The following is a 23,209-nucleotide window of genomic DNA, read 5'->3' on the forward strand; positions in this document are numbered from 1 at the left end:
TAAAAACAGACGAATTAGCAATTATTTACAATGTCTAACAAAGAATATAAATTTGCTTAAAAAAACAGTTAGATAATGAAAAATGAAGAAAAACATAATTCAGATCAATGTCATCTGCCTAAGAACTAGCTGTTCGAAGGACAGCTGTAACAGCGAAAGTACTGGCTCTGCAATGGGTTTTATCTGTTTATCCAGATAATAGGAGTAATCGATAGCGGAGCGGCGCAGTGACTGAGGTTCCGGGCCATTGACGGTGATGACATAATCAATGCGTTGGCCCTTTTTGCCATATGACGGGTCATTCAAAGCATCGACCTGCATTTGGGCAGCTTTCACATGCGGGACATTGGATTGATACGCATCGAGTGAACGCCTTAACTGCTTGCTGAACACCAGTTCTTCATCCAATTTCCCCTGTTGTAACAGTTCCGCTTGTGCTGCTAAGTACGCTGTCACATCGCAATCGTTAAATAAGCGATGATAAAGTTCATATTGGATACGCTTAGCGAGTGGGCTCCAGTCACTACGCACTTGTTCCATCCCTTTAAACACCAGCTCAAGTCCACCGTTACCACCGCGAACTGCGCCAACATAACGTTTTTTTGAGCCCTCAGAGGAACCTCGCAATGTCGGCATCAAAAAACGCTGGTAATGACTGTCAAATTCCAGCTCCAGCGAGCTATCCAGCGCAAAAGCCTGTTTGATGTGCTCACGCCACTTCTGAGTGATGTTAGCGGCGAGTTGGTGCCCAAAAGCCGCGGGGTCTTCGATTCCGTGATGTTCACCAAGCCAGACAAACGTGGAGTCGGTGTCACCGTAGATGACCTGATAGCCTTGCTGCTCAATCCAAGTCTTAGTGGTCTGCATGATCCAATGACCGCGCATGGTGATGGAACTGGCGAGCCGCGCATCGTGGAATACGCAGCCGCGGGAACCAAGTACACCATATAATGAATTCATAATGATCTTGATGGCTTGGGACAAGGGCGCATCTTGTTGTTGCTTCGCTTGTTCTCGAGCTTGTGCCAGCTTTTCCACCAGCCGCGGTAGAATATGCTGTTGTCGCGCAAAACGGGCGCCGCGATAACCTTCTACGGTTTCACTAGCTGGCCGCCGCAGGCCAAGGATCATACCTAACGGGTCAATCAAGAAGGTTCGGATGATAGAGGGATACAGACTTTTAAAATCTAGCACCAGAATATCGCGATATAACCCAGGGATGGAATCCATCACATAGCCGCCAGGGCTTTCCAGTCCATCACTCAGCGGACTCGCAGGGGCAACGTAGCCGGCGCGGTGCAGATGCGGTAAATACAGGTTGTTAAACGCCGCAACAGAAGCACCTACCCGGCCAAACTCCAGTCCAGTTAATTGCGCTCTGGCAATGGCAAATGGCAGTAAATGCGTTTTGCCAAAAATCTCCCAGACCAATCGACAATCACTGAGGTTGTAACGAGCTAGTGCCAACTTGTCCTGCTGAAAAAGTCGAGTAATTTCCTGTCCGCGATTATCAACATCATGGATCTGTTTACCTTCACCTAACAGTTGTCGCGATACATATTCCAATGAATAACGGTCAAATTTGTAAAATGCGGCTTTGAGCCAATCAATACCATCAAGGACAACGATTCCAGGCAATTGCAGTGTTTCAGGCCGGAATTTGTCTTCTACCAGCCATTCAAGCAAAGCACCACCACGGCCAAGAGCTGGGAGTATGCTATGAAAGGTGAAACGCCGCCATAACAGCGCGAGGTCGAAGGTCACCACCGACCATCCTAGTATCACGTCCGGCTGCCACTCAGCAAACCAAGTGACCAAAGCCGCTAACAACTGTCGCTCATCCGCCACCCAGTCTATCCACCCTTCAGCCGTTTGCTTTGGCCCAACCATAATAACTTTGCGTAAAGGCTGCTTCTGCTCATCCTCGCCATACAAGCCGATGGAATACAGCTCTCCAGTAAAACTGCACTCCACATCAAGTGACACAACTCTCAGTTTGATGTCATCGCCCAAGGTCACGGGGCGCGCTTTGCTGGCAATAAAATGGGTTGCATCATAGTCAGCACACTGTCCAAAAAATTCGGCATCCAAGGCGATAAAACGTTCAATCAGATACCGTTGATGAGGGCGAATTTCTGTTTCATGCAATGCGATATTATGTTCCCGACTCCAACGCTGCAGCTCACGAAACAGTTTACGGTTATGGCAATATAACGCTGCCATAGGCTGCTGCTGAAAATTCTTGAGTGACAAAGAGCGGCAGGTGATAGTGGGAAATCTGTGGGTTACCGCAGCGACCGCAATTTGTGGAACGAAGGCCACTTGTGCTTGGTCTGGGACGTCCACGGTCAACGGCCCTGAATCGGTTTTCAAACAGTAACGCAGACACATACCCTCAGCAGAATATAACGTCTGCCGGGTAAGAATGCGGCCTTTGACTGTTGTAAAACCACTGGTGGGCATAAAATACATCCGCTGACATTAAAGGTTTATTAGGATAAGAAATTACTGTTAATATATACAGGATTATTTTCCAGGATCCATTCAATGCTTGCTGCCAATGTAAAAAACCAGATCCGCGAGATTTATAAGGCAATCTCTAGCGCCCTGCCTAATTTTCGTTCCCGTCGGGAACAGAATTACATGGTGGCAGAAATCTCAAAGACGTTGGCAGGGGAATATGACAAGCAGCGGCATATCATCGTTATCGAGGCTGGCACTGGTATCGGTAAGTCTTTGGCATACATTCTCGGTACCATTCCGCTGGCACTGGCGTCTAAGAAAAAAGTCTGCATCTCCACGGCAACTGTAGCATTGCAAGAGCAGTTGCTGCACAAGGACCTCCCCTTCTTTTTACAGCACTCGGGTATCGATTTTAAATTCGGACTAGTAAAAGGCCGACAACGCTATGTTTGTCTAGCGAAGCTGGAGATGCTGATTGGCGAGAGCAGTACAGGACAGATGGCGATGTGGCAAACCAAGCCAGACCAGTCGCAGATACAATCGCTACAACAGCTGTTACAGGATTATCGCGCCGGACGCTGGAATGGTGAGTGGGATACGCTGGAAACACCGCTACCTGATCACTTGTGGCAACAGATAGCTTCAGATAAGCACAGTTGTCATAAACAATTGGCAAACCATGCAAACTGTCCATTTCACAAAGCGAGAGAAAATCTCGATGAATGGGATGTACTGATTGCCAACCACAGTTTGCTTCTCGCCGATCTGGAGTTGGGAGGCGGCGTGATCCTGCCAGAACCGGAAAATCTGTTTTATGTCATTGATGAGGCTCACCATCTGCCGATTGTTGCGCGAGATTTCTCTAGTGCGCAAGCCACGGTGCGGGGAGCAACAGACTGGTTAGAAAAGGTCGGTAAACTTGCAGGAAAGTTACAAGCACAGATAAAAAGCAACAATATCATTGCCCCGGCCCAAGCCATGCTGGATCGCGTTGCAGAGCTCACGTCATTACTCAATAAGGTGGCGCATTTTTGCGAAACCCAACCCAAGTTATTTGCTAATGAAGATCAACGCTGGCGTTTTGAGCACGGCAAATTGCCTGGGGCCTTATTGATCCTGGCGGAAAACCTGTCCACGGCAAGCAGTGATGCCGTCAAACAATTTAACAAGATGCAGTTGCTGCTCAATGAGAGTTTTAAAGACGGCGAACTCCCTAAGCATCAGGCAGAAGCCTTACTGACTGAATGCGGTTTTATGCTGCAGCGGCTAGAAAATCTGCAAAAGCTCTGGAAAATGATGGCTCGGGAAGATAATCCCAAAGGCGCCCCACTGGCACGTTGGATTGAGGTGATTTCTGGCAAGCAGCCTGACTATCTGTGCAGTGCATCGCCAATTGAAGTGGGATTCATGCTGGAAAAAATGCTTTGGGAGAAAGCCGCTGGCGTCGTGTTATGCAGTGCCACGCTGCGAGCGCTTAACAGCTTTGAACACTTTACATACCAAGTGGGATTATCACTCAATGATGGCAGTCGCTATCTGGCACTGCAGTCACCATTTGATTTTGCGAATAACGCGACGTTGTTTTTACCGCAAATGCAAACGGAGCCTGCTGATGACGCTTATACCGATGAACTGGCACAGCAGATCAAAGCGTTGGTCGAAGAAGAACAAGCAACATTAGTGCTGTTTGCGTCCTACTGGCAAATGGAGAAAGTGACAGAGTTACTTAAAGACAAATTACCAGCCGAGCCGCTTATTCAGGGCAATGCTCCGCGACAACTGCTACTGGAAACCCATAAGCAGCGTTGTGATAGTGGGCAGCCTAGTATTTTATTCGGCACCGGCAGCTTTTCTGAAGGGTTGGATTTACCAGGCGATTACCTGACGAATCTTATTGTCACCAAACTCCCTTTTGCAGTTCCCACCTCCCCGGTAGAACAGGCACATTCAGAATATATCAAGCTAAAAGGGGGTAATCCTTTTTTACAATTGACGATTCCCGATGCTAGTCGCAAGCTAATTCAAAGTTGTGGACGGTTACTACGGAAAGAGGAAGATTATGGCCGCATTACCATTCTTGATCGCCGTCTGGTCAGCAAGCGTTATGGTAAAGCGCTGTTGGATGCACTGCCCCCCTACCGCCGAGTCATCGAATAAGTCGGGAAATTCGTGGAACTAGTTACTCATTCTGGCAATTGGCTGTTGCTTAGCATAGTTGGGGTTATCGCCGGTTTTATTGATGCCGTCGTCGGCGGTGGCGGCTTGCTGTCAATACCGGCATTATTGACCATTGGCATGCCACCACATATGGCACTTGGCACCAATAAACTCGCGGCAAGCTTTGGTTCATCCATGGCGGCTTATACCTATTATCGACAGCAATTGTTGCAGCCCAGATTGTGGCGCTCCTGCTTTGCGGCAACGACTACCGGTGCGTTGTGTGGCAGCATTCTAGTGTATCTGGTCGATACCTCGTGGCTGGAAAAATTATTGCCAGTGTTGATAATGGTGATTGCGCTCTACAGTCTCTTGAGCCGAAAAATTCTTGAGGAAAGTCCCAGCACCGACAATGAAAAATATCCCAAGCGTAGCCGTAAGATTCTGCAAGGGTTAATATTGGGTGGCTATGATGGATTCGCCGGTCCTGGTATTGGTGCCATCTGGATAGTAAGCTCCAAAGCACTACATAAACTGTCATTTCTGAAAAGCTGCGCCTTGTCGCGCGCGATGACCTTTGCCAGTAACACTACCGCACTGACGGTATTCTTATTACTGGGAAAGGTCGATATTGCGATTGGGTTGTTATTGGGACTAAGCATGATGCTTGGATCATTCGTCGGAGCACATTCAGCCATTCGCTTTGGTCTGCCGTTTATCCGACCATTGTTTATTACTGTGGTAATAGCGATGGCGCTGCATCTGACCTGGAGCGCTTGGCTATGAACCAGTCACAACTGATTGCCAAGTTGAGAGTACAATTGCAACAACTGGAACAGCAGGTACTCCAATATGATGCCTCATTGCCTGCACATGATTATAAACTGCTGGAACATTTGGAACGGTTTAATGATGAGTTATTCCACCAGCATGGAGCCAAGCTCACACCTTGTGTGCAGCAGATCCGGGACAATATTAATCAACTGGAAAAACAACTGCAGTTACAGATGTCTGCTGCCACAGTCGCTAGGACCTGTGAGAGGATCCAAGATCGCTTTTCGGCACTGAAACGAGCCATGGCAACAACTGCTATTGATGTCAAAGAGCAGCAGCAACAAAAAAACAGCAAACAACGCTATTTCCAGAAAAAGCAATCGCAACAGCATCAATCAAGTGGCTTTGACTGGATTGCCAATCAAGTGATGCATAGTAGTCACAGACTCTACGAGGAGCTAAATAAACATCTGAATTGGGAGAAAAAAATTTTATTCAAAATCGAACAATTGCAATCGCAACTAGACACCTGTCATAGTACTGCAAAAATTGCACTTCAAAATGACCTGCTTTTAATGCACCGCCGTTTGGGCAAATGCAGGCAGGCCATCAGTTACATTGAAGATCGCATTCAAGTGTTCGAACGTCCGCAGCAAAATAACCATCGTTAAGGAGCAACAATGAAATTCACTTTGACCGCTTCAGCGCTGCTTGCGCTTCTTAGTTCATCCTCTGTATTTGCGGCCAATCTCAATATTCCTATGTCTTTCGAATATCTGGCACTGGATGGACAAGAGGTCGAAACCAACCATTTCACCCACAAGAGCGAGCTGACGTTAAGCGAAGGCGAGCATAAAATTGCGATACGTTACAGTGATGTGTATGAAGATGGCATTAGTGATAGCCCTAACTTCGTGAAATCGTCACCTTTTATAGTCACCTTGAACGTTAATGGTGATTATCAATATCTGCTCGCCCCCAAAAACAAAGTGGTCAGCCCCAAAGACTATGCAAAAGCGCCGAACGTGGTCATTACCCGTAAAGATGGCGGCACGGTAGATTACAGTATTGTACAAACACAGTTGAAAGAAGATTCTTTCGTAAGCAAGTTGCTGGGCACCGATACTGGGGTGGATATCGATTCTGCATCAGCGGCAGTGACTGCAGGCAAAGAGGTCCCGGTGGCGACAATGCGACAGCCAACGGCGGTAGAAGCTATGACGGCACCGATGTCCACGACAGAAGCCAATTCTCCCGCCACAAAAGCAGATAGTGCGGCCCATGCCGGACAGATGCTGCAGTATTGGTGGTTACACGCTGATGCGGCCACTCGCAAAGAGTTTATGAGTTGGGCGATTAAACAGCTGTAATAAGCTAACGCTGTGATCCCGGTCATCTACCACGCCAGCTATTTAAAGCTGGCGTTACCTCCGCATCTTCGCTTTTCCATCTAGAAATACCAAGCACTGCACCAGAAATACCAGGCACTGCAGCAAAAGCTTCCCAGCACATAAACCACATTCACACTACGATTTAGAGCTGTCACCTGGTGCCGATGGGAGCCACTATTTGGCGTCATTACAGCACACCTTGCCTTTAATATTACAAAGGCACCAGCCACAACTAATTTTCTATGATGCTGGAGTTGATGTACGCCAAGATAATGAACTCGGTCTATTGGCGCTGACAGTTCAGGATATTTATCAGAGATATAAGTGGATACTACATCTTGCCACTACAATGGAGATCCCAATTGTCTGCGTTAGTGGCGGCGGATATTGCCGGGACATTCTACAATTAGTGTCCGGACACAGTCAGTTATACTTTGGCGCCACCGAGTGTTTTGCTAACTGAAGGAGAATAGTGAATGCAATTGGATATCCGCAACTATTATGAAGTGCTGTTGATGGAAATTTTATCTGATGAGGGACTGCTTGATGAACTGCCGGAAAGCTATCTGGCGGATTTAGCCTGCATAACGCTAAATCAGTTACCGGTGCGCTATATTCATCATCTGGTGGATACCTATTTTTATGAAGATCTCAATGAACAAGAGCAGATGCGCCGGGAAATCTACCATGCGCTGGAAAAATCACGAGCATTTTTGAAATCAAAACTCATTAAAGATGATAAGACCGCGGTCTGAACGAATAAATAAACGAGCGGAAAATTGGAGGCTCCCCCAGAGCCAACACCCCGGCACATGAGTCGCTTGCTACGGTTGCTCCCTTCCGGGCCTGGCCGGGTTCACAAGTTATCATTGCGGGGGGACCCTGGGGTCGCCACAGATTTGCAGAACCACTGCAACGGCGCCGATTATCCCTGAAGGCCTCGAGAGGATCAAGGATAAATACCCTATTCCTCAAAAAGATAGGTGTAACTGCACATTAGATAAGCAAAAAGTCCGACAAAGCAGACTTTTTGATAATCGCAGTATTGCTTATAGCGTTAGCAATTCAGCGTTCTTTTCAAGGAATTTAGCCCCAATTCCTTTCACCTTGGTCAGTTCTTCCAGCGACGAAAATTTGCCATTGGCCTCACGATATTCCACTATCGCCTTAGCTTTCGCTTCGCCAATTCCTTTAAGCATCTGCAACTCGGCGGCAGTGGCAGTATTAATACTGATTTTCTGAGGATTAACCTTTTGCATCGCCATATCAGCTTTGGGGGTTTCAGCTAACAGTGGAGCGGCAAGAGTAGGTGTCAGTAATGCGGTGACAATTACAAACGTCTTCAGGTATGGGTTCATCACTCTCTCCTTTTTATCATCCATATTCATAATGGGCCTAAATCTCCAAATCCCTGGCCCTAAGAAAGTGTAGTTAATGCTTAAAAATTAGCCAACCATGAAGTAGCTTAATCACCTCATTGCGTCTCATCCGCAGACTGTTTTGCCTTGTGTCTTAGTTGTTGTAACTCCAATAACAGCTCTTTATGAATGCCAGATAACCGAGGACGGGATTTTTCATCAAACGCCAACGGACGGCACAACGCCATTGCCTGATAGCCTAATCTGGCCGTTAACAAACCCGCCCCTAGCCCCTGCCCTAAGCGCGCCGATAATTTTCCAGTCAACTCCACTGACAACAGTTGATTGCCAATATCCATCGCCAGTTCAGTTGTTCCTGCATACAAGATATTGAGCAGAATACCGCGAAACAATCGAATGCGGCTCCAATACCCCAGCTTGATGCCATAACATTCTGCTATGCGACTGATCATTTTCTGGTTACGCCATAGCACCAGCGCCATATCAAGCATGGCAAACGGGCTGATGGCCAGCAATAAAGCTGACTCTGCGGCAAAATGTCGGACAATTTTCCGCGCAGCGCTATCGCGTTGACGCAGCACAATTGACTCGAATAACATCACCTGCTCGGCATCGTTCTGTTCCGCTGACAACAATTTCTCCAACTGCCGAATAGATGCAGCTGCTGACGTCGGCATGGCGGTGGTGATGTTGCGAATAAAAGGCACAGCTTCGCCCATCTGCATGCTGCCAAGTAAGCGCTCTCCTTGTACGCGGGCGTCTTCTACTTGCCGCAGCCGCCGCAATTGTTGCCACTCGACAACAGTTGTGTGGCCAGCCCATGCCAGCACAAAAGAGATAACAGCGCTATAAAATGCAAATAGCCATGGACTCTGTTGCCAGGCATCGGCTAACCCGAGTCCTGTCTGCACCAGCACTGCGGCCAACAAGCCTGTTAATGCCAACTTTGCCAGTACTGAGAGTTTTTTTGGCTGAAGTAACGCCCGCAGTGACGCTTGTTTAGTGGTTGAGTCTCCCTCCAATATTGCTTCTATATCAGCCTCTTCTGTCATCGACAGTAACGAGGTTTCGCTGTCTTCAAACTGAACCTTATCACGCTGATACTCACGAAAAGGTCGCAGGTTATCGGTGCTACTGTGCTCTGGAGGTTGAGATTCCGCGACCTCTGCAGATGTGACAATTTTGCGAGTCATTGCAGTTTATCTCCCAGCAGGAAGTTCAATAGATAGTCGAGGCGAATATGCTCAAAAGTCTGCCCTGGCTGCAATTGCGGCGGCGCGAAGTCACAAAAGCGAAAGCCCTGTTGCTGCCAAAAAACGGCATCCGGCAATTGCCGTGGCACCTGCCCCGGATAAAGTGTAACCGGTTGTCGGTCACTAAGGCGATTGCCAACAACCACCTCTTGTTCACCGTACTCACTGTCTCGGACCATTCCGGGTTTAGTGGCCCGAATGGCGCTGACGGCCATCGTTTCCACGGCACAGCCTGCACTGTCGGCAAAATTACGTCCAGGAGCCAGAATGGCATTTAACAGCGCCAGCACATTACCTTGTTGATCTCGGGTAATCTGGTCCACTTTACTAGCGGCAAACAACAAACAGTCGATTTTTGGGGCAAACAAGCGTCGCAATAAACTGCGGCGACCAAAACGAAAGCTCTGGGTGATGGCGTTTAACGCTTTGGTCATGTCGTCAAACTGCGCCTTACCACGATTGAGTGCTGTGAAACAATCAACTAACACCAGTTGCCGATCAAATCCGGCAAAATAGTCGTGGTAAAACGGCCGGACAACCTTGGCAACATATTCCTGATAACGATGTTCCAAAATCTGGTAGATACTATTGCGACCAAAAGCATCTGCTGCGGTCAACTGTTCCGGAAGCAACGGGAAAAAACTCAAAATAGGCGCCCCAGCGAGGTCGCCAGGTAATAGCATTCGTCCCGGCTGAGCCAGATAAAATCCCTGTTGTTGCACCATATCTTGCAACAATCGTTGATAATGATTAGCTATCGCTGCGAGCAACTCATCACTGGCATCAGCCGCTGGCTGTAGCGCCATCACACTGGCCTTGAATTCATCATAAAATGGTGAACGATTTAAGTTAGTTGCCGTTGCCCAAATAGTACGACACCACTGCTGATAATCCTGTTCGAGCATGGGTAAATCCAGTAACCACTCACCAGGGTAATCGACAATATCCAAGAGTAATGTCGCACTGGCACCATTGAGCAGACGACCTCGAAATCCCTGCTTCGGGCGATATTTTATGGCAAGTCGTAACTCGCTGATATTCGTTGTAGAGGCAGGCCATTGTGCTTGCTCCCCGGTCAGTTGCGCCAACGCCGCATCATAAGCAAAGCTAGCCAGTTGCAGATCGGGTTGTAGTACCCGCTTGGTTTCCAGCAAACGGTGTTCCAGACACACCGTAAATAATGGCAATTGACTGGCATGTTCAGGGGAGGCATTGATCAGTTTGTTGATAATGGCGGTAATAAATGCGGTTTTACCGGCTCCCGCCAGCCCGGTTACCGCTAAACGTACATGCTGATCAGCCGTTCTATAGGTAAGTTCAAGGGCTTTGTTCTTTAGTTGCTGCCAGTGGCTCATAGCGCTCCCAAAAACAAAAGGGCGGTTATACCGCCCTCAATGAGGATTACAGGTTATTAATTTGGCGCTTCAACTCATACTGTTCTGAGGTGACGTAAGTTTCCATATCCCGCAATTTGCGTTCCAACCCGGCAAAACGTTGGTTCAGATCTCTGAGCGCTTGGGTAGCAGGTTCACCCGCTTGCCACACTTTTTTCTTAATCCCTAGCTCGCGATATTCCGAATCAAAGTCGCGTGGTGTCTCATCTAGGATCATCCATAGTGCCACATAAGCTACCACCATGACTGCGGAGCCTCCCAGCAGGAAGATAGAGACAACCGCCACTCTGACCAACCAGGTTTCGAGATTAAAGTAGTCGGCAATCCCGGCACATACCCCAGCAATTTTACCGTTACGCTTATTGCGATATAAGGTTTTTCTTTTATCTGTCATGGCGTTGCCTCCACTCTGGTGACTCAGCATCCAAAATAGACTCTAACGTGGTAATACGTTGGCTCATTTTTTCAGCTTTATCAACCAACTCATTGAGTTGTTTGAACTCTTCATCGGTCAGCCCCTTGCCCACCTGCCGCTTGCTGCGATAATGAAGAATCAGCCAGATGGGTGCCACAAAGATCATGAACAAAATCAGTGGTGCCATCAACAGATCCATATCCATAATTCACCTCAGCTCTATCTAATTGTTATTTTTCAGACTTGGCGGCTTTGCCTTTCATTTTGGCTTTCAGTGCCGCCAGCTCTTCGCTGACTTCATCGTCGGCTTTTAAGGCTGCAAATTCAGCATCCAAACTGTTCTTTTTCCCGCCCAGTTCATAGGATTCCACTTCGGCTTCCAGCCCTTCAATGCGCCGCTCATACTGTTCAAACTTCAGCATAGCATTATCAATTTTGCTGGAGTCCAGCTGTTTTTTTACTTCCAAGCGCGAAGATGCTGACTGCTTACGGATAATAATAGTCTTCTGCCGAGCCTTGGCATCTGCCAGTTTTTCCTGCAATTGTCCTACTTCCTCTTTCAGGCGGACAATATGTTCTTCAACAACTTCCAACTCTTTTTCAAGGGTTTGTACTGTTGCTGCGACTTTCTGTTTTTCCACCAAAGCCGCCTTTGCTAAGTCTTCACGCTCTTTAGTTAGCGCCAGTTCGGCCTTTTCCTGCCAGTCCTGCACCTGAGTCTGCATTTTGGCAATGCGGCGCAGCAGTTCTTTTTTCTCGGCTAACACTTTGGCCGAAGTAGAACGGACTTCCACCAGAGTGTCTTCCATCTCCTGAATGATCAGGCGCACCATTTTTTCCGGATCTTCTGCTTTGTCTAACAAAGCACTGATATTGGAGTTAATGATGTCAGCGAAACGCGTAAAAATTCCCATAATCCTGTCCTCAAAAATTATTGTGGGTTGCGGACATTGTAATACAGATACCGTGCCAAGTTGTATATGTTATTATTTTTCATAATGTTAGATTAAAATAAAGTTTTTCTTTATTTATTTTTACCAGCCACATATTATGAATTTCACCACTTATTAGCGTTAAAGACCAACAGTTATCGTGAGCAGATCCTATCAGCAAGATAATCTTATCGGACAGTCCAACGCATTTCTGGAAGTGCTGGAGCACGTCTCTCAGCTGGCGCCGTTATCCAAACCCGTATTGATCATTGGCGAGCGCGGCACCGGCAAAGAGCTTATCGCCGAGCGTTTGCATTTTCTTTCACAGCGCTGGGAACAGAACTTTATCAAACTTAACTGCTCTTCGCTCAGTGAAAATTTACTCGAAAGTGAACTATTTGGTCATGAAGCTGGCGCCTTTACCGGCGCCCGTGCACGCCATGAAGGCCGCTTCGAACGGGCTGATGGTGGCACTTTATTTCTGGATGAACTGGCCAACACTTCCGGGCTGATCCAAGAAAAACTACTACGGGTCATTGAATATGGCGAATATGAACGGGTTGGCGGCAGTAAAACGCTCACTGCTGATGTGCGGCTTATCTGTGCAGCAAACGAAGATTTGCCGTCTTTAGCCGAGGCAGGGGAATTTCGAGCTGATTTGTTGGACCGCTTGGCATTTGACGTGATCACCCTGCCACCGCTGCGCTACCGCCAAGAAGATATCTTGCCGTTGGCAGAACATTTCGCGCTTGGCATGGCTAAACAGCTCAAGCTGAAGCTCTTTCCTGGATTTACTAACAGCGCGGTGCATACATTATTGAATTATGAATGGCCGGGTAATATTCGTGAGTTAAAAAATACGGTTGAACGCAGTGTCTACCGCCACGGCAATGAAGAAAAACCGATCCGCGAAATTGTACTGGATCCGTTTGACTCGCCCTATCGGCCACAACAGCGGATCCGTACCTTGTCAAGACAACCAGTCATTGCCACAGACACCACCGCAGCTATCCCATCAGAGCCAGCATTACCGATCAATGATGAACTCAGAACCATGAGTGAACCCAGTTCATTTGAATTCCCAGTGGACTTTAAGCAAAGCTGCGAAGCATTTGAGGTGGAATTGATCCAGAAAGCGCTGGTCGTCAGTCAGTTCAATCAGAAAAAAACCGCCGACCTATTACAACTCAGCTATCATCAACTACGCGGGATCCTCAAAAAATACAATTTGCTGGACAAAAACTGAGGGAATTGCCCAAGGCAACCTGACACTGTTAGAATTGCGGGTCAATGTACCGATAATTAGCAATGTGCAATGAATCTGCGGATGTTCAACACCAGGCCGACAACGCTTGCCGTTACGGGTATTTCACTGGTTAAAAGGCTACGATTGAGAATGCTCAGGTTCACAGGCAAGTTAAAACTGCGACTGTCAAGCTGCACACTGCTGGGGTTGGCACTGGTTGGTTGTGGCCCTCTGCCGGTGCCTTCGGGCTTGGTTTATTGTTCCGAAGGTAACCCAGAGTCTTTTAATCCACAAACAGTGACCTCCGGGACCACCATTGATGCCACCTCACATCAAATATATAACCGCCTCATTGATGATAACCCCTACACTGGCGAGTTCATCCCCGCGCTGGCGACATCCTGGCATGTCAGTAAAGATGGGCTGAATTACGATTTCGAGCTACGCCACGGCGTCAATTTCCAGGATCGTCCTTATTTCCATCCTACCCGCCAGTTTAATGCCGATGATGTTGTATTTTCGTTTGAACGGATCATTGACAAGAACAACCCATTCCATTTTGTATCACGCACCGGCTATCCTTTTTTTGAAAGCATTGGGTTCGAAAAACTAATCAAGCGGGTTGTTAAGCTCGACAGTGACAAAGTGCGCTTTGAGCTCAATTATCCGGACGCATCATTTATGGCCAACATGGCGACTGATTTTGCCGTGATCCTGTCAAAAGAATATGCCGACCAGTTGCAAGCATCTGGACATATGTCAGACATTGACAGCAAGGCGGTAGGCACCGGCCCATTTATGTTAGTGGATTACGTTAAGAACGAATATATCCGTTTCCGCCGCCATCCTGGTTATTGGGGCACCATTCCATCCGCTGATCAATTGGTGTTTGATATCACCCCTCGCAGCACCATTCGCCTATCAAAGTTGATTGTAGGTGACTGCAGTATTTCTGCGCTCCCCAAAGCGGGAGAATTGCCAGTGGTGGCCGCTCATGAGAATCTGACACTTGAAAGTCAGCCAGGGATGAATGTGGCTTATTGGGCGTTCAACACCCGCAAGCCGCCGCTAGATAATATCAAAGTGCGTCAGGCGTTAGCTTATGCCATTGATAAACAAAACTTGCTGCGCGCCGTGTATCAGGATACCGCCGTTGAAGCTTCAGGTATTCTCCCGCCTTCATCTTGGGCGTATACGGGAACCGCTTTGGATTATCAATACAATCCGCAAAAAGCGCGTGATTTGCTGAAACAAGCGGGAATACGTAATCTCAGCATTGATATCTGGGCCATGCCAGTGGCACGTATTTATAACCCTAATTCTCAAAAAACGGCCGAGCTTATTCAGGCAGATTTGGCCGCCGTAGGCGTCAGAGCCAATATTGTAAGTTATGACTGGAGCGTATTTACCCGTAAATTATCCAGCAGTAACTATGATTCTGTGTTGATCGGCTGGAGTGCTGATAATAGCGACCCAGACAATTTTTATACCCCGTTGCTCAGTTGTGGCTCAGTGGCCTCAAAAAGTAATCGGTCAAACTGGTGTAATGCCCAGTACGATAAGCTGATAAACCGTGCCAAAGTGATTACCGATAAGGGCGAGCGTACCGAATTATATCGACAGGCAGAAGAAGTCATCGATGCCGAGGTACCATTAGTACCTTTAGCGTATGCAAAACGTATGTTACTCAAACACACAGATGCCCCGCCCATTCTGCTGATGCCATTTGGCGGCATAGGTTTTAATGATATGGGCAATAAGGGGCAGCAGTAATGGCTAATTATCTAATAAGACGCCTTAACCTGTTTATTGCGACTTCGTTGCTACTGATAGGGATTCTATTTTATGCCACCCATCTATTTCCGGTGGATCTGGGGTACGCCCTCAGTGGTATTCAATATCCAACCGACGCCCAAGAAGCCCAGATAATTGAGGATTACCGTCTGGACAAAGGCAGTGTGCGCCAGTTTCTTGCCTACACGGGCGAACGTCTGAGTGGCAACCTAGGCGTTTCAGTTACTTCAAAACGACCAATTTCAGAAGAGTTGCTACTCGCCTTACCTGCGTCCTTTGAGCTGGCATTTGTCGCTGGCCTCATTGCGTTGGTGTTCGGTGTTCCCTTGGGCGTTATTGCGGCGCTAACGCACCACTCAGCGCTGAAAAAATTTATTATGGCGGGCACGCTTACCGGTTATTCCATCCCAGTATTTTGGCTCGGACTGACGCTCGCTTTATGGTTTGGCGTAAAACTTGGCTGGCTGCCGATTTCCGGGCAAATTAATCTGCTTTATGAGATCCGTCCAGTCACAGGTTTTATGTTGCTGGATACCTTGCTATCGGACTCGCCTTACCGTATTGCCGCTTTTCGTGATGCCCTGCTGCACATTATATTGCCTGCTGTTACGTTAGCCGTTTTACCGTTTACTGTGGTGGTGCGTATCACCCGCGCTGCCATGGTCAACGTGATGGGACAAACCTATATTCGCGCAGCAGAAGCTCGTGGGTTGCCCTACTCTAAAATCGTACTACGCCATGCGCTTCCCAATGCGCTGATCCCGCTACTGAAGCACATAGGTCTGATGCTCGGCCCTTTTGCCAGTTACGCCATTGTGGTAGAAGTGATATTTTCCTGGCCTGGAATAGGTTCGTGGCTGGTTTCCGGTATCTATCAGCGTGATTACACCGTTATTCAAAGCGGTATCCTGGCGGTGGCATTGCTTATTGTGTTTTCCAGTATTCTGATAGAAGTGTTGTACACCTTAGCCAACCCGCTAAGCCGCAAGGAATTTTATGGCTCAAACTAAAATTTATCTGGATGATGCCATTCCCTCTCCAGCGATGAAAGTCTGGCGGGTTTTCGCATCTAAACCGCAGGCATTGGCAGGTTTATGGGGCGTGGGCATGCTGTTATTACTGACATTGGTCGGTCATTATCTTGCACCTTTCGCCGCAGAGTTCCAGGATCCCGATGCGCTGCTGTTACCACCCTCTTGGAACAGCAACGGCACGGTGGAACATTTTCTGGGTACCGATGATCTGGGTCGCGATATTTTCAGCCGCCTGCTGTATGGTGTCCAACTCACATTTGGTACTGCGGTTGCTATCGTCAGTTCGGCCTTAGTCGTGGGTGTGATTATTGGCTCAATTTCGGGCATGATGAGTGGACTTAAATCCAGTATTCTCGGACATTTGCTGGATGCGCTGCTGTCTATTCCATCGCTACTAATGGCAATATTAGTGGTTGCAGTCACAGGCCCAGGGCTCAGTAATGTGTTCTGGGCGGTGGGGATCTCGCTGACGCCTCAGTTCGTACGCGCAATTCATCAGACGGTTCACGAAGAACTACAGAAAGAATATGTCACGGCGGCGCGGCTTGATGGTGCCAATGCCTTACAGATTTTCTGGTACGTCATTATGCCAAACGTTTGGGAAACTGTGATTATCCAAACAACACTGGCAGTTTCCGCGGCCATATTGGATATTGCAGCGTTAGGGTTCCTGAATCTGGGCGCTCAGGCGCCGCAACCAGAATGGGGAACAATGGTGCTTCAAGGGTTAGATAGCTTCCTAACCGCCCCTTGGACTGTCACCATTCCAGGTTTGGCCATTTTGCTCAGTGTATTGTCCGTTAACCTCGTCGGCGATGGGCTGAGATCTGCGCTGACACCAATGAGAAACTGACGATGCCATTACTTGATATTCGCAATCTCACCATTGAACTAGCCACCCCGCATGGGCCGGTCAGAGCGTTAGAACGAGTCAGTCTTACCGTCAATGCCGGCGAAGTGCATGGGTTGATCGGTGAGTCAGGCTCAGGTCGCAGCATGTTAGCAAGGGCGATTCTGGGGCTTTATGAACCAAACTGGACCATCACCGCTGATCGTATGATGTGGGATGGTCAGAATCTGATGGATATGAATCGGCAGCAACGCCGCAGTCTGATGGGTGAAGATATTTCGATGATCTTTCAAGACCCGTCGGGAAGTTTTGATCCGGCGTTCACCGTAGGTCAACAGCTGCTAGAGGCTATTCCGCCAAATCGTAAGTTGCCATTCTGGCGCCGCCCACAGGAGCGGATGTATCTGGCACAGAAGTGGTTGCATAAAGTTGGGATAAAACACCCGCGTAAAGTGCTGTCAAGTTACCCATGGGAGTTATCAGAAGGCGAATGCCAAAAAGTCATGATAGCCATGGCACTGGCAAAACAGCCACGATTACTGATTGCTGACGAACCTACCGCGTCAATGGAGCCAAGCACACAAGCACAAATCTATCGGCTGCTGACACAGCTTAATCAGCTACAGAATGTCACGATTTTGCTGATAAGCCATGAACTGGACACCCTATCAAACTGGTGTAATCGCATGACAGTGTTGTACTGTGGTCAAGTGATGGAATCAGGGCCAACCGCCGACCTGCTGGAACAGCCAAACCATCCTTATACCAAGGCGCTACTGGATAACATGCCGGATTATACTAACCCTAAAATTCATAAGATCCTGATGCCGACCTTACCGGGGTCAGTGCCAGCGCTGCAGCATCTGCCCATCGGTTGTCGTCTTGGACCACGATGTCCAGAAGCTCGCAGGAAATGTGTCACACAGCCACTGCTTTCACACTACAAAGACCGGTATTTTGCCTGTCATTTCCCGTATCAGAGCGAGCCGATAGAAGATGACCCCCTTGCTTAAAGTCAAAGACCTCAGCAAAACCTATTTCACGGGTTATCGTGGCTTCAAACGCCAGTATGCTGAAGTACTCAAACCTGTGTCTTTTGAACTCAATGCTGGTGAAACGCTGGCGATTGTCGGAGAAGCGGGTTCCGGCAAAAGTACCCTAGCGAGAATATTGGTGGGGGCGGAATATCGCAGTGGAGGCGAGATTTTTTATCAAGGGCAAGAATGGGATAAGAAAAATCTCAAGCAGCGCTGCCGCTTAATTCGGATGATTTTTCAGGATCCTAACACCTCAATGAATCCCAGACTCACCATCGGCGAACTGCTAAATGAGCCATTGCGTTTTAACACTAAACTATCCCGCCAGGAGCGTCATGATTTAGTGGCAGAAACTTTGCGTAAAGTGGGATTGTTACCAGAGCATGGCGACTTTTATCCCAATATGATCTCCGAAGGTCAGAAACAACGAGTAGCGGTGGCCAGAGCACTAATGCTTGATCCTAAAATTATCATCGCTGATGAAGCCTTGAGTGCGCTGGATTTGTCTGTCCGGGCACAGATTCTTAATCTACTACTGAAGTTGCAGCGAGAGCTGGGACTGGCTTATATTTTTGTCAGCCATAACTTAAACGTGGTCCGTCATGTCAGCGATAAAGTCCTCGTGTTACACAAAGGCATGATCGTTGAGTCTGCTACCACCGAGGAACTATTTGATAATCCGCAGCATGAATACACTCAAAGACTGCTGCAGGAACAGGCGCAGTTGAACCGCCGCAGGGGTTAAACAAACTGCTCCAACCACTGTCCGCTAACAGCTATTTACGCAAAAAAAAGTACCAATTGCAGCGGAAATACTTATCCTAGTGTCAATTTTGCTGGAAGAAGTTAACAAGATGATTATTAAACCCAAAATTCGTGGTTTCATTTGTACCACCACTCACCCACTTGGCTGTGAAGCCAATGTTCTGGAACAGATTAACTACACCAAAACTAAGGGACAGCTTGCTAACGGCCCCAAACGGGTTCTGGTAGTAGGCGCTTCCAGTGGTTATGGTTTGTCCTCAAGAATTGCTGCTGCCTTTGGTTCAGGAGCAGCCACTATCGGGGTATTTTTTGAAAAACCTGGCACTGAAGGCAAACCTGGCACCGCTGGCTGGTATAACTCTGCAGCATTCGACAAATTCGCCAAAGCTGAAGGTCTTTACGCTAAGAGCCTTAACTGTGATGCGTTCAGCCATGAAGCGAAAGCCAAAGTTGTTGATCTGATCAAACAGGATTTAGGCCAGATAGACTTAGTGGTTTATTCGCTCGCCTCTCCCGTGCGTAAAATGCCCGATACTGGCGAACTGGTACGCTCTGCACTCAAACCGATTGGTAAGCCCTACACCTCTACAGCCGTCGATACCAACAAAGACACCATCATTGAAGCAACCGTAGAACCCGCAACTGAACAGGAAATTCAGGATACGGTGACCGTGATGGGCGGTCAGGACTGGGAATTGTGGTTGCATGCACTGGAAAATGCCGGGGTATTGGCCGATGGCTGCAAGACCGTAGCATACAGTTACATAGGAACAGAGTTGACTTGGCCTATTTACTGGCATGGTGCACTTGGTAAAGCCAAAATGGACTTGGACAGAGCAGCACATGCACTGGACAGTGAGCTGGCCGTAAAAGGTGGTAGTGCCAATGTTGCCGTGTTAAAAAGCGTAGTCACTCAGGCCAGTTCTGCTATCCCGGTGATGCCACTATATATTGCTATGGTGTTCAAGAAAATGCGCGAACAAGGCCTCCATGAAGGCTGCATGGAGCAAATATACCGGCTGTTCAGTGAACGCTTGTATCGTGCTGACGGACAAAAACCTGCGACAGACGATGAAAACCGCTTACGCTTGGATGATTGGGAATTACGAGCAGATATTCAGCAGCACTGCCGTGATTTGTGGCCACAAATTACCACAGAGAACCTCAGTGAGCTGACCGATTATCGTGAATATAAAGCTGAGTTTCTGCGCTTATTTGGCTTCGGTATCGAAGGAATTGATTATGAGCAGGACGTTAATCCGTTAGTAGAATTTGACGTTATCGAACTGTAACCGATTAACGCCACCGCTAGGTGGCGTTTTTATTTCCAAATTCTACATAGGTGTTTCTATACTGTAATGGCTTACTGTCAACGAGAGGAAACCACAGGATGAAAGTCAGTGCACGTAACTGTTTAAGTGGCACCATTAAATCGATTGAAGTCGGTATGGTTAACAACGAAGTTGTCATAGAACTGGCACCGGGCGTCGAGATTACCGCAGTCGTGACTAAAGCCTCTGCTGAACGGCTCGGATTAACCGTGGGCAGCAGTGCCTATGCCCTGATCAAAGCGACCAGTGTTATGGTAGGTGTAGAAGATTAAACAAGGTGGTGGCGTTTTGCGCCACCAAATCCACTGATGACGCAAATCCCGACCTGGGCCGATGTACTGGGGCCTGAGAAAACCCAAGAATACTTTGTTCGCACGTTGAATTTCATTGATGCAGAACGCGCCCAAAATAAACACATTTATCCCCCTAAAGCGGACACATTCAACGCCTTGCGCTATACACCGCTGGCACATGTCAAAGTGGTGATTTTAGGGCAAGACCCCTACCATGGACCTGGGCAAGCGCATGGACTGTGTTTTTCTGTCAAAGAAGGCGTAGCGCCACCACCATCGCTACAGAATATCTTTCAGGAGTTGTGCCACACCATTCCGGGATTTAGCTATCCGACACATGGTGAACTTAGCGCCTGGGCTAGACAGGGCGTATTGCTACTTAACACTGTGCTGAGTGTTGAGGAGGGAAAAGCGCATTCTCATGCCCATTTAGGTTGGGAACAGTTCACCGATAAAGTTGTTGAAGCGGTAGATAACTACCAGCATGGCGTAGCTTTTCTTTTATGGGGACGTCATGCGGGCGAAAAAGCACAACGCGTGAATACTCGTAAACATTTGGTACTTAAAGCCGCCCATCCCTCGCCATTATCGGCCAGTAAGGGGTTCTTCGGCTGTAATCACTTCAATTTGGCAAACCAATATCTGCAATCACAGGGAAAAACGCCCATTAACTGGCAAATCTAATAAATTACCGCCATAAAAAAAGCCGACAACTGTCGGCTTTTTTCAGTATCAGATCTTAGTTAGCGGTATGATAACTTATATCGGCTTTGGCTTTCAGTAACTCAACCAATGCGCGGTAATCCGCTTCACTGTATTGGCTAGACAATCGCTGTTGTACTGCAGTCAACTGATCAGCAGGAACGCTATCCACATTGTGGATCTGATCCAGTACCACCACCGCATAGCCTTTTGCCAGCGCTACGGTATCAACACTCAAAGCATCTGCTTTTTTAGCCATTTCAAACGCTTTGGACACAACCGCTGGGTCAATATCACGTGCAGTACGAGTGACTGCGGAGCGGCTTTCCAGCGCCAAATCGCTTGCGCCTTGTTGTAACTTGCCTTTCAGTTCGTCTGCTTTAGCCTTAGCCAACTCATTCGCTTTCTGCTGTTTCAGGCGTTTTTCGATATCAGCTTTCACTTCATCGAACCCCATCAGCCCTGCTGGCTGATGTTTCTTAAGGCGTATCACCATGACATCATTGCTGCCAACCTCCAGCATATTACTGTTCATACCTGACAGCACGTCGCTGGAGAACGCAGCCTTCAAAATAGCAGGCTCGTTAAATGGCGCAGGTGCAGAGTCACGGCTAAACAGCTCTGTGGACTTCACGGTTGCATCAACTGCTTTCGCGGCTTCAGCGAGCGTGTCTGGCACCTCATAACTGGTATCGGACAATTTCTGCTGCAAACCATAGAACTGGTTAACCGCCTTATCCATCTTCAGTTTATCTAAAATCTTGTCTTTGACATCTGCAAAGGCGGCAATAACACTTGGCTGAATATCCAACACTTTAATGATGTGAAATCCGTAGGAGGTTTGCACCACGTCAGAATATTCACCTTTCTTAAGTGCAAATAGCGCCTTGTCAAATTCCGGATCCATAACACCAGGTTCAAACCAACCTAGCTCACCACCCTTTTCAGCGCTCAGCGTATCTTTAGAATCCTGCTTAGCCAGCGCTGCAAAGTCGGCACCATCTTGCAGTTGTTTATAGATAGCTTCAGCCTTGGCTTTTGCTGCTGCATCATCACCGGTAATCAGGATGTGAGCCGCCAGACGTTTTTCGACCGTTTTGTACTCTGCTTTATGTTCGTCATAGTATGCCTGTGCATCGGCATCGCTGACGTTGATCTTGTCTGCTAATGCCTTAGCACTTAACTCGACATATTCCAGACTCACCATTTCCGGCCGTTGGAACTGATCTGGATTAGCATCATAGAATTGTTTCAGTTCATCATCAGTGACTTTTACATCGCCAATAAATGGCTCTGAATCCACTTTCAGTAAACGAATATCACGGGTCTGAGCCTGCAGCTTAGCTAACTGACTGGCCTCCCCTTTCAGCACAAACTCGCTGCCGATAAGTGCATTAATCAGCTGACTACGGCTCATATCTGCGCGCATAGTTTCGCGAAAACTGGAGGGCGTGAAACCTAACTGCTGCAGCAGAGCCAGATATCGGTCGTTATTAAACTGCCCATCTACCTGAAATGCAGGTTCGTTGCGAATTGACTCTTTAATCTGTTCGTCAGAGACGCGCAGCCCCAGATCTTTTGCGGCCTGATCTAACAGCCGCTGCGCAATGAGACGCTGCAATACGCCCTGTTTAACATTGGCTAGGTAGGCATCGTTGCCGGAAAGCGCATCGAACATGTCACCTAACTGTTGCTGAAGACGATTTTTCTCGTTCTGGTATGCTTTTTCCAGCTCGGCCTGGGATATATCTTCGCCATTCACCGTCGCCGCAGCCGACTGCGAAGAACGACCCAAGTAGCTGCTGACACCGGCAAACGCAAAAGATAGGATCACCAGTACCAAAATGATTTTGGCAATGGCGCTTTGTGCTCCGTCGCGGATTTTATCTAACATCAGTGGTCTCGCTTATGCGATAAATTCTAAAAAAAAGACGCATCACTGAAGGGATGCGCCTATCTGTAATGATTAGTGGAGTGTATCAAGAGACGCTGCACCAGC

The 23,209-nt window shown here is 48.0% G+C and carries 22 protein-coding genes and 1 other RNA gene; 14 read left to right on the forward strand and 9 right to left on the reverse strand.

The features are described from left to right. Positions 1–99: 99 nt before the first annotated feature. On the reverse strand, positions 100–2,463 hold the full coding sequence (locus J3L11_RS16255; protein ID WP_207571652.1) for a DNA polymerase II: 2,364 nt from the start codon (positions 2,461–2,463) through the stop codon (positions 100–102). 84 nt (positions 2,464–2,547) lie between these two features. Here J3L11_RS16255 and dinG point away from each other — a divergent pair, with 84 nt between their 5' ends. The 5 genes from dinG to J3L11_RS16285 all read left to right on the forward strand — a co-directional run bounded on the left by dinG (position 2,548) and on the right by J3L11_RS16285 (position 7,540). After that, entirely contained in the window at positions 2,548–4,620 is a 2,073-nt protein-coding gene (gene dinG, locus J3L11_RS16260) for an ATP-dependent DNA helicase DinG (protein ID WP_207571653.1), read from the forward strand. A 12-nt stretch (positions 4,621–4,632) separates the two neighbouring features. After that, positions 4,633–5,406, forward strand: coding sequence for a TSUP family transporter (locus J3L11_RS16265; RefSeq protein WP_133037637.1), 774 nt, complete (start codon positions 4,633–4,635; stop codon positions 5,404–5,406). Next, entirely contained in the window at positions 5,403–6,065 is a 663-nt protein-coding gene (locus tag J3L11_RS16270; protein ID WP_207571654.1) for a primosomal replication protein, read from the forward strand. Before J3L11_RS16265 ends, J3L11_RS16270 begins: the two co-directional genes overlap by 4 nt. Positions 6,066–6,074: 9 nt before the next feature. Beyond that, positions 6,075–6,764 (forward strand): DUF2057 domain-containing protein, encoded by a 690-nt coding sequence (locus J3L11_RS16275; protein ID WP_133037639.1) that lies wholly within the window; start codon positions 6,075–6,077, stop codon positions 6,762–6,764. Positions 6,765–7,261: 497 nt separating this feature from the next. Beyond that, complete coding sequence (locus J3L11_RS16285) at positions 7,262–7,540, forward strand: late competence development ComFB family protein (protein WP_133037640.1); 279 nt, start codon at positions 7,262–7,264, stop codon at positions 7,538–7,540. A 33-nt stretch (positions 7,541–7,573) separates the two neighbouring features. On the opposite strand, the gene ffs is transcribed toward J3L11_RS16285, so the two are convergent. From ffs to pspA, 7 genes are all read right to left on the reverse strand, one after another. Next, positions 7,574–7,671, reverse strand: an RNA gene (gene ffs / locus J3L11_RS16290) — signal recognition particle sRNA small type. 163 nt (positions 7,672–7,834) lie between these two features. Further along, a complete protein-coding gene (locus J3L11_RS16295; RefSeq protein WP_189615752.1) occupies positions 7,835–8,143 on the reverse strand; it encodes a helix-hairpin-helix domain-containing protein in 309 nt (102 codons plus the stop codon). A 116-nt stretch (positions 8,144–8,259) separates the two neighbouring features. Then, complete coding sequence (locus tag J3L11_RS16300) at positions 8,260–9,357, reverse strand: TIGR01620 family protein (protein WP_207571655.1); 1,098 nt, start codon at positions 9,355–9,357, stop codon at positions 8,260–8,262. After that, positions 9,354–10,772: a YcjX family protein gene (locus tag J3L11_RS16305; RefSeq protein WP_207571656.1), complete on the reverse strand. Its 1,419-nt coding sequence runs from the start codon at positions 10,770–10,772 to the stop codon at positions 9,354–9,356. The genes J3L11_RS16300 and J3L11_RS16305 overlap by 4 nt, the downstream gene beginning before the upstream one ends. A gap of 46 nt (positions 10,773–10,818) precedes the next feature. Beyond that, positions 10,819–11,205, reverse strand: a complete 387-nt coding sequence (pspC, locus tag J3L11_RS16310; RefSeq protein ID WP_189615758.1) for an envelope stress response membrane protein PspC — start codon at positions 11,203–11,205, stop codon at positions 10,819–10,821. Continuing rightward, complete coding sequence (gene pspB, locus J3L11_RS16315) at positions 11,195–11,431, reverse strand: envelope stress response membrane protein PspB (protein WP_133037645.1); 237 nt, start codon at positions 11,429–11,431, stop codon at positions 11,195–11,197. Before pspB ends, pspC begins: the two co-directional genes overlap by 11 nt. 25 nt (positions 11,432–11,456) lie before the next feature. Continuing rightward, positions 11,457–12,140 (reverse strand): phage shock protein PspA, encoded by a 684-nt coding sequence (gene pspA / locus J3L11_RS16320; protein WP_207571657.1) that lies wholly within the window; start codon positions 12,138–12,140, stop codon positions 11,457–11,459. 178 nt (positions 12,141–12,318) lie between these two features. Between pspA and pspF the strand changes: the two genes are divergently transcribed. From pspF to ung, 9 genes are all read left to right on the forward strand, one after another. Further along, positions 12,319–13,404: a phage shock protein operon transcriptional activator gene (gene pspF, locus J3L11_RS16325; protein WP_207571658.1), complete on the forward strand. Its 1,086-nt coding sequence runs from the start codon at positions 12,319–12,321 to the stop codon at positions 13,402–13,404. A gap of 150 nt (positions 13,405–13,554) precedes the next feature. Next, positions 13,555–15,177, forward strand: a complete 1,623-nt coding sequence (locus J3L11_RS16330) for an ABC transporter substrate-binding protein (RefSeq protein ID WP_207571659.1) — start codon at positions 13,555–13,557, stop codon at positions 15,175–15,177. Beyond that, positions 15,177–16,208 (forward strand): ABC transporter permease, encoded by a 1,032-nt coding sequence (locus J3L11_RS16335; RefSeq protein ID WP_189615765.1) that lies wholly within the window; start codon positions 15,177–15,179, stop codon positions 16,206–16,208. The genes J3L11_RS16330 and J3L11_RS16335 overlap by 1 nt, the downstream gene beginning before the upstream one ends. Further along, the gene (locus J3L11_RS16340) at positions 16,195–17,085 is read left to right on the forward strand and encodes an ABC transporter permease subunit (RefSeq protein ID WP_189615766.1); all 891 of its coding nucleotides are present in this window, start codon (positions 16,195–16,197) and stop codon (positions 17,083–17,085) included. The genes J3L11_RS16335 and J3L11_RS16340 overlap by 14 nt, the downstream gene beginning before the upstream one ends. Before the next feature lie 2 nt (positions 17,086–17,087). After that, positions 17,088–18,095 (forward strand): oligopeptide/dipeptide ABC transporter ATP-binding protein, encoded by a 1,008-nt coding sequence (locus tag J3L11_RS16345; RefSeq protein ID WP_133037651.1) that lies wholly within the window; start codon positions 17,088–17,090, stop codon positions 18,093–18,095. After that, entirely contained in the window at positions 18,079–18,864 is a 786-nt protein-coding gene (locus tag J3L11_RS16350) for an ATP-binding cassette domain-containing protein (RefSeq protein WP_133037652.1), read from the forward strand. The genes J3L11_RS16345 and J3L11_RS16350 overlap by 17 nt, the downstream gene beginning before the upstream one ends. A 109-nt stretch (positions 18,865–18,973) precedes the next feature. Next, positions 18,974–20,176, forward strand: a complete 1,203-nt coding sequence (gene fabV / locus J3L11_RS16355) for an enoyl-ACP reductase FabV (protein ID WP_207571660.1) — start codon at positions 18,974–18,976, stop codon at positions 20,174–20,176. Between the two features lie 98 nt (positions 20,177–20,274). Beyond that, positions 20,275–20,487 carry a molybdopterin-binding protein gene (locus tag J3L11_RS16360; RefSeq protein ID WP_189615776.1) on the forward strand — a complete coding sequence of 71 codons (213 nt, stop codon included), beginning with the start codon at positions 20,275–20,277 and terminating at the stop codon, positions 20,485–20,487. 36 nt (positions 20,488–20,523) lie between these two features. Further along, on the forward strand, positions 20,524–21,192 hold the full coding sequence (gene ung / locus J3L11_RS16365) for a uracil-DNA glycosylase (RefSeq protein WP_207571661.1): 669 nt from the start codon (positions 20,524–20,526) through the stop codon (positions 21,190–21,192). Positions 21,193–21,247: 55 nt separating this feature from the next. Here ung and ppiD read toward each other — a convergent pair whose 3' ends face one another. Continuing rightward, positions 21,248–23,104, reverse strand: a complete 1,857-nt coding sequence (ppiD, locus tag J3L11_RS16370) for a peptidylprolyl isomerase (protein WP_207571662.1) — start codon at positions 23,102–23,104, stop codon at positions 21,248–21,250. Positions 23,105–23,209: the final 105 nt, after the last annotated feature.

The organism is Shewanella sp. 4t3-1-2LB (assembly GCF_017368415.1).
GTDB classification, from domain to species: domain Bacteria; phylum Pseudomonadota; class Gammaproteobacteria; order Enterobacterales; family Shewanellaceae; genus Shewanella; species Shewanella fodinae.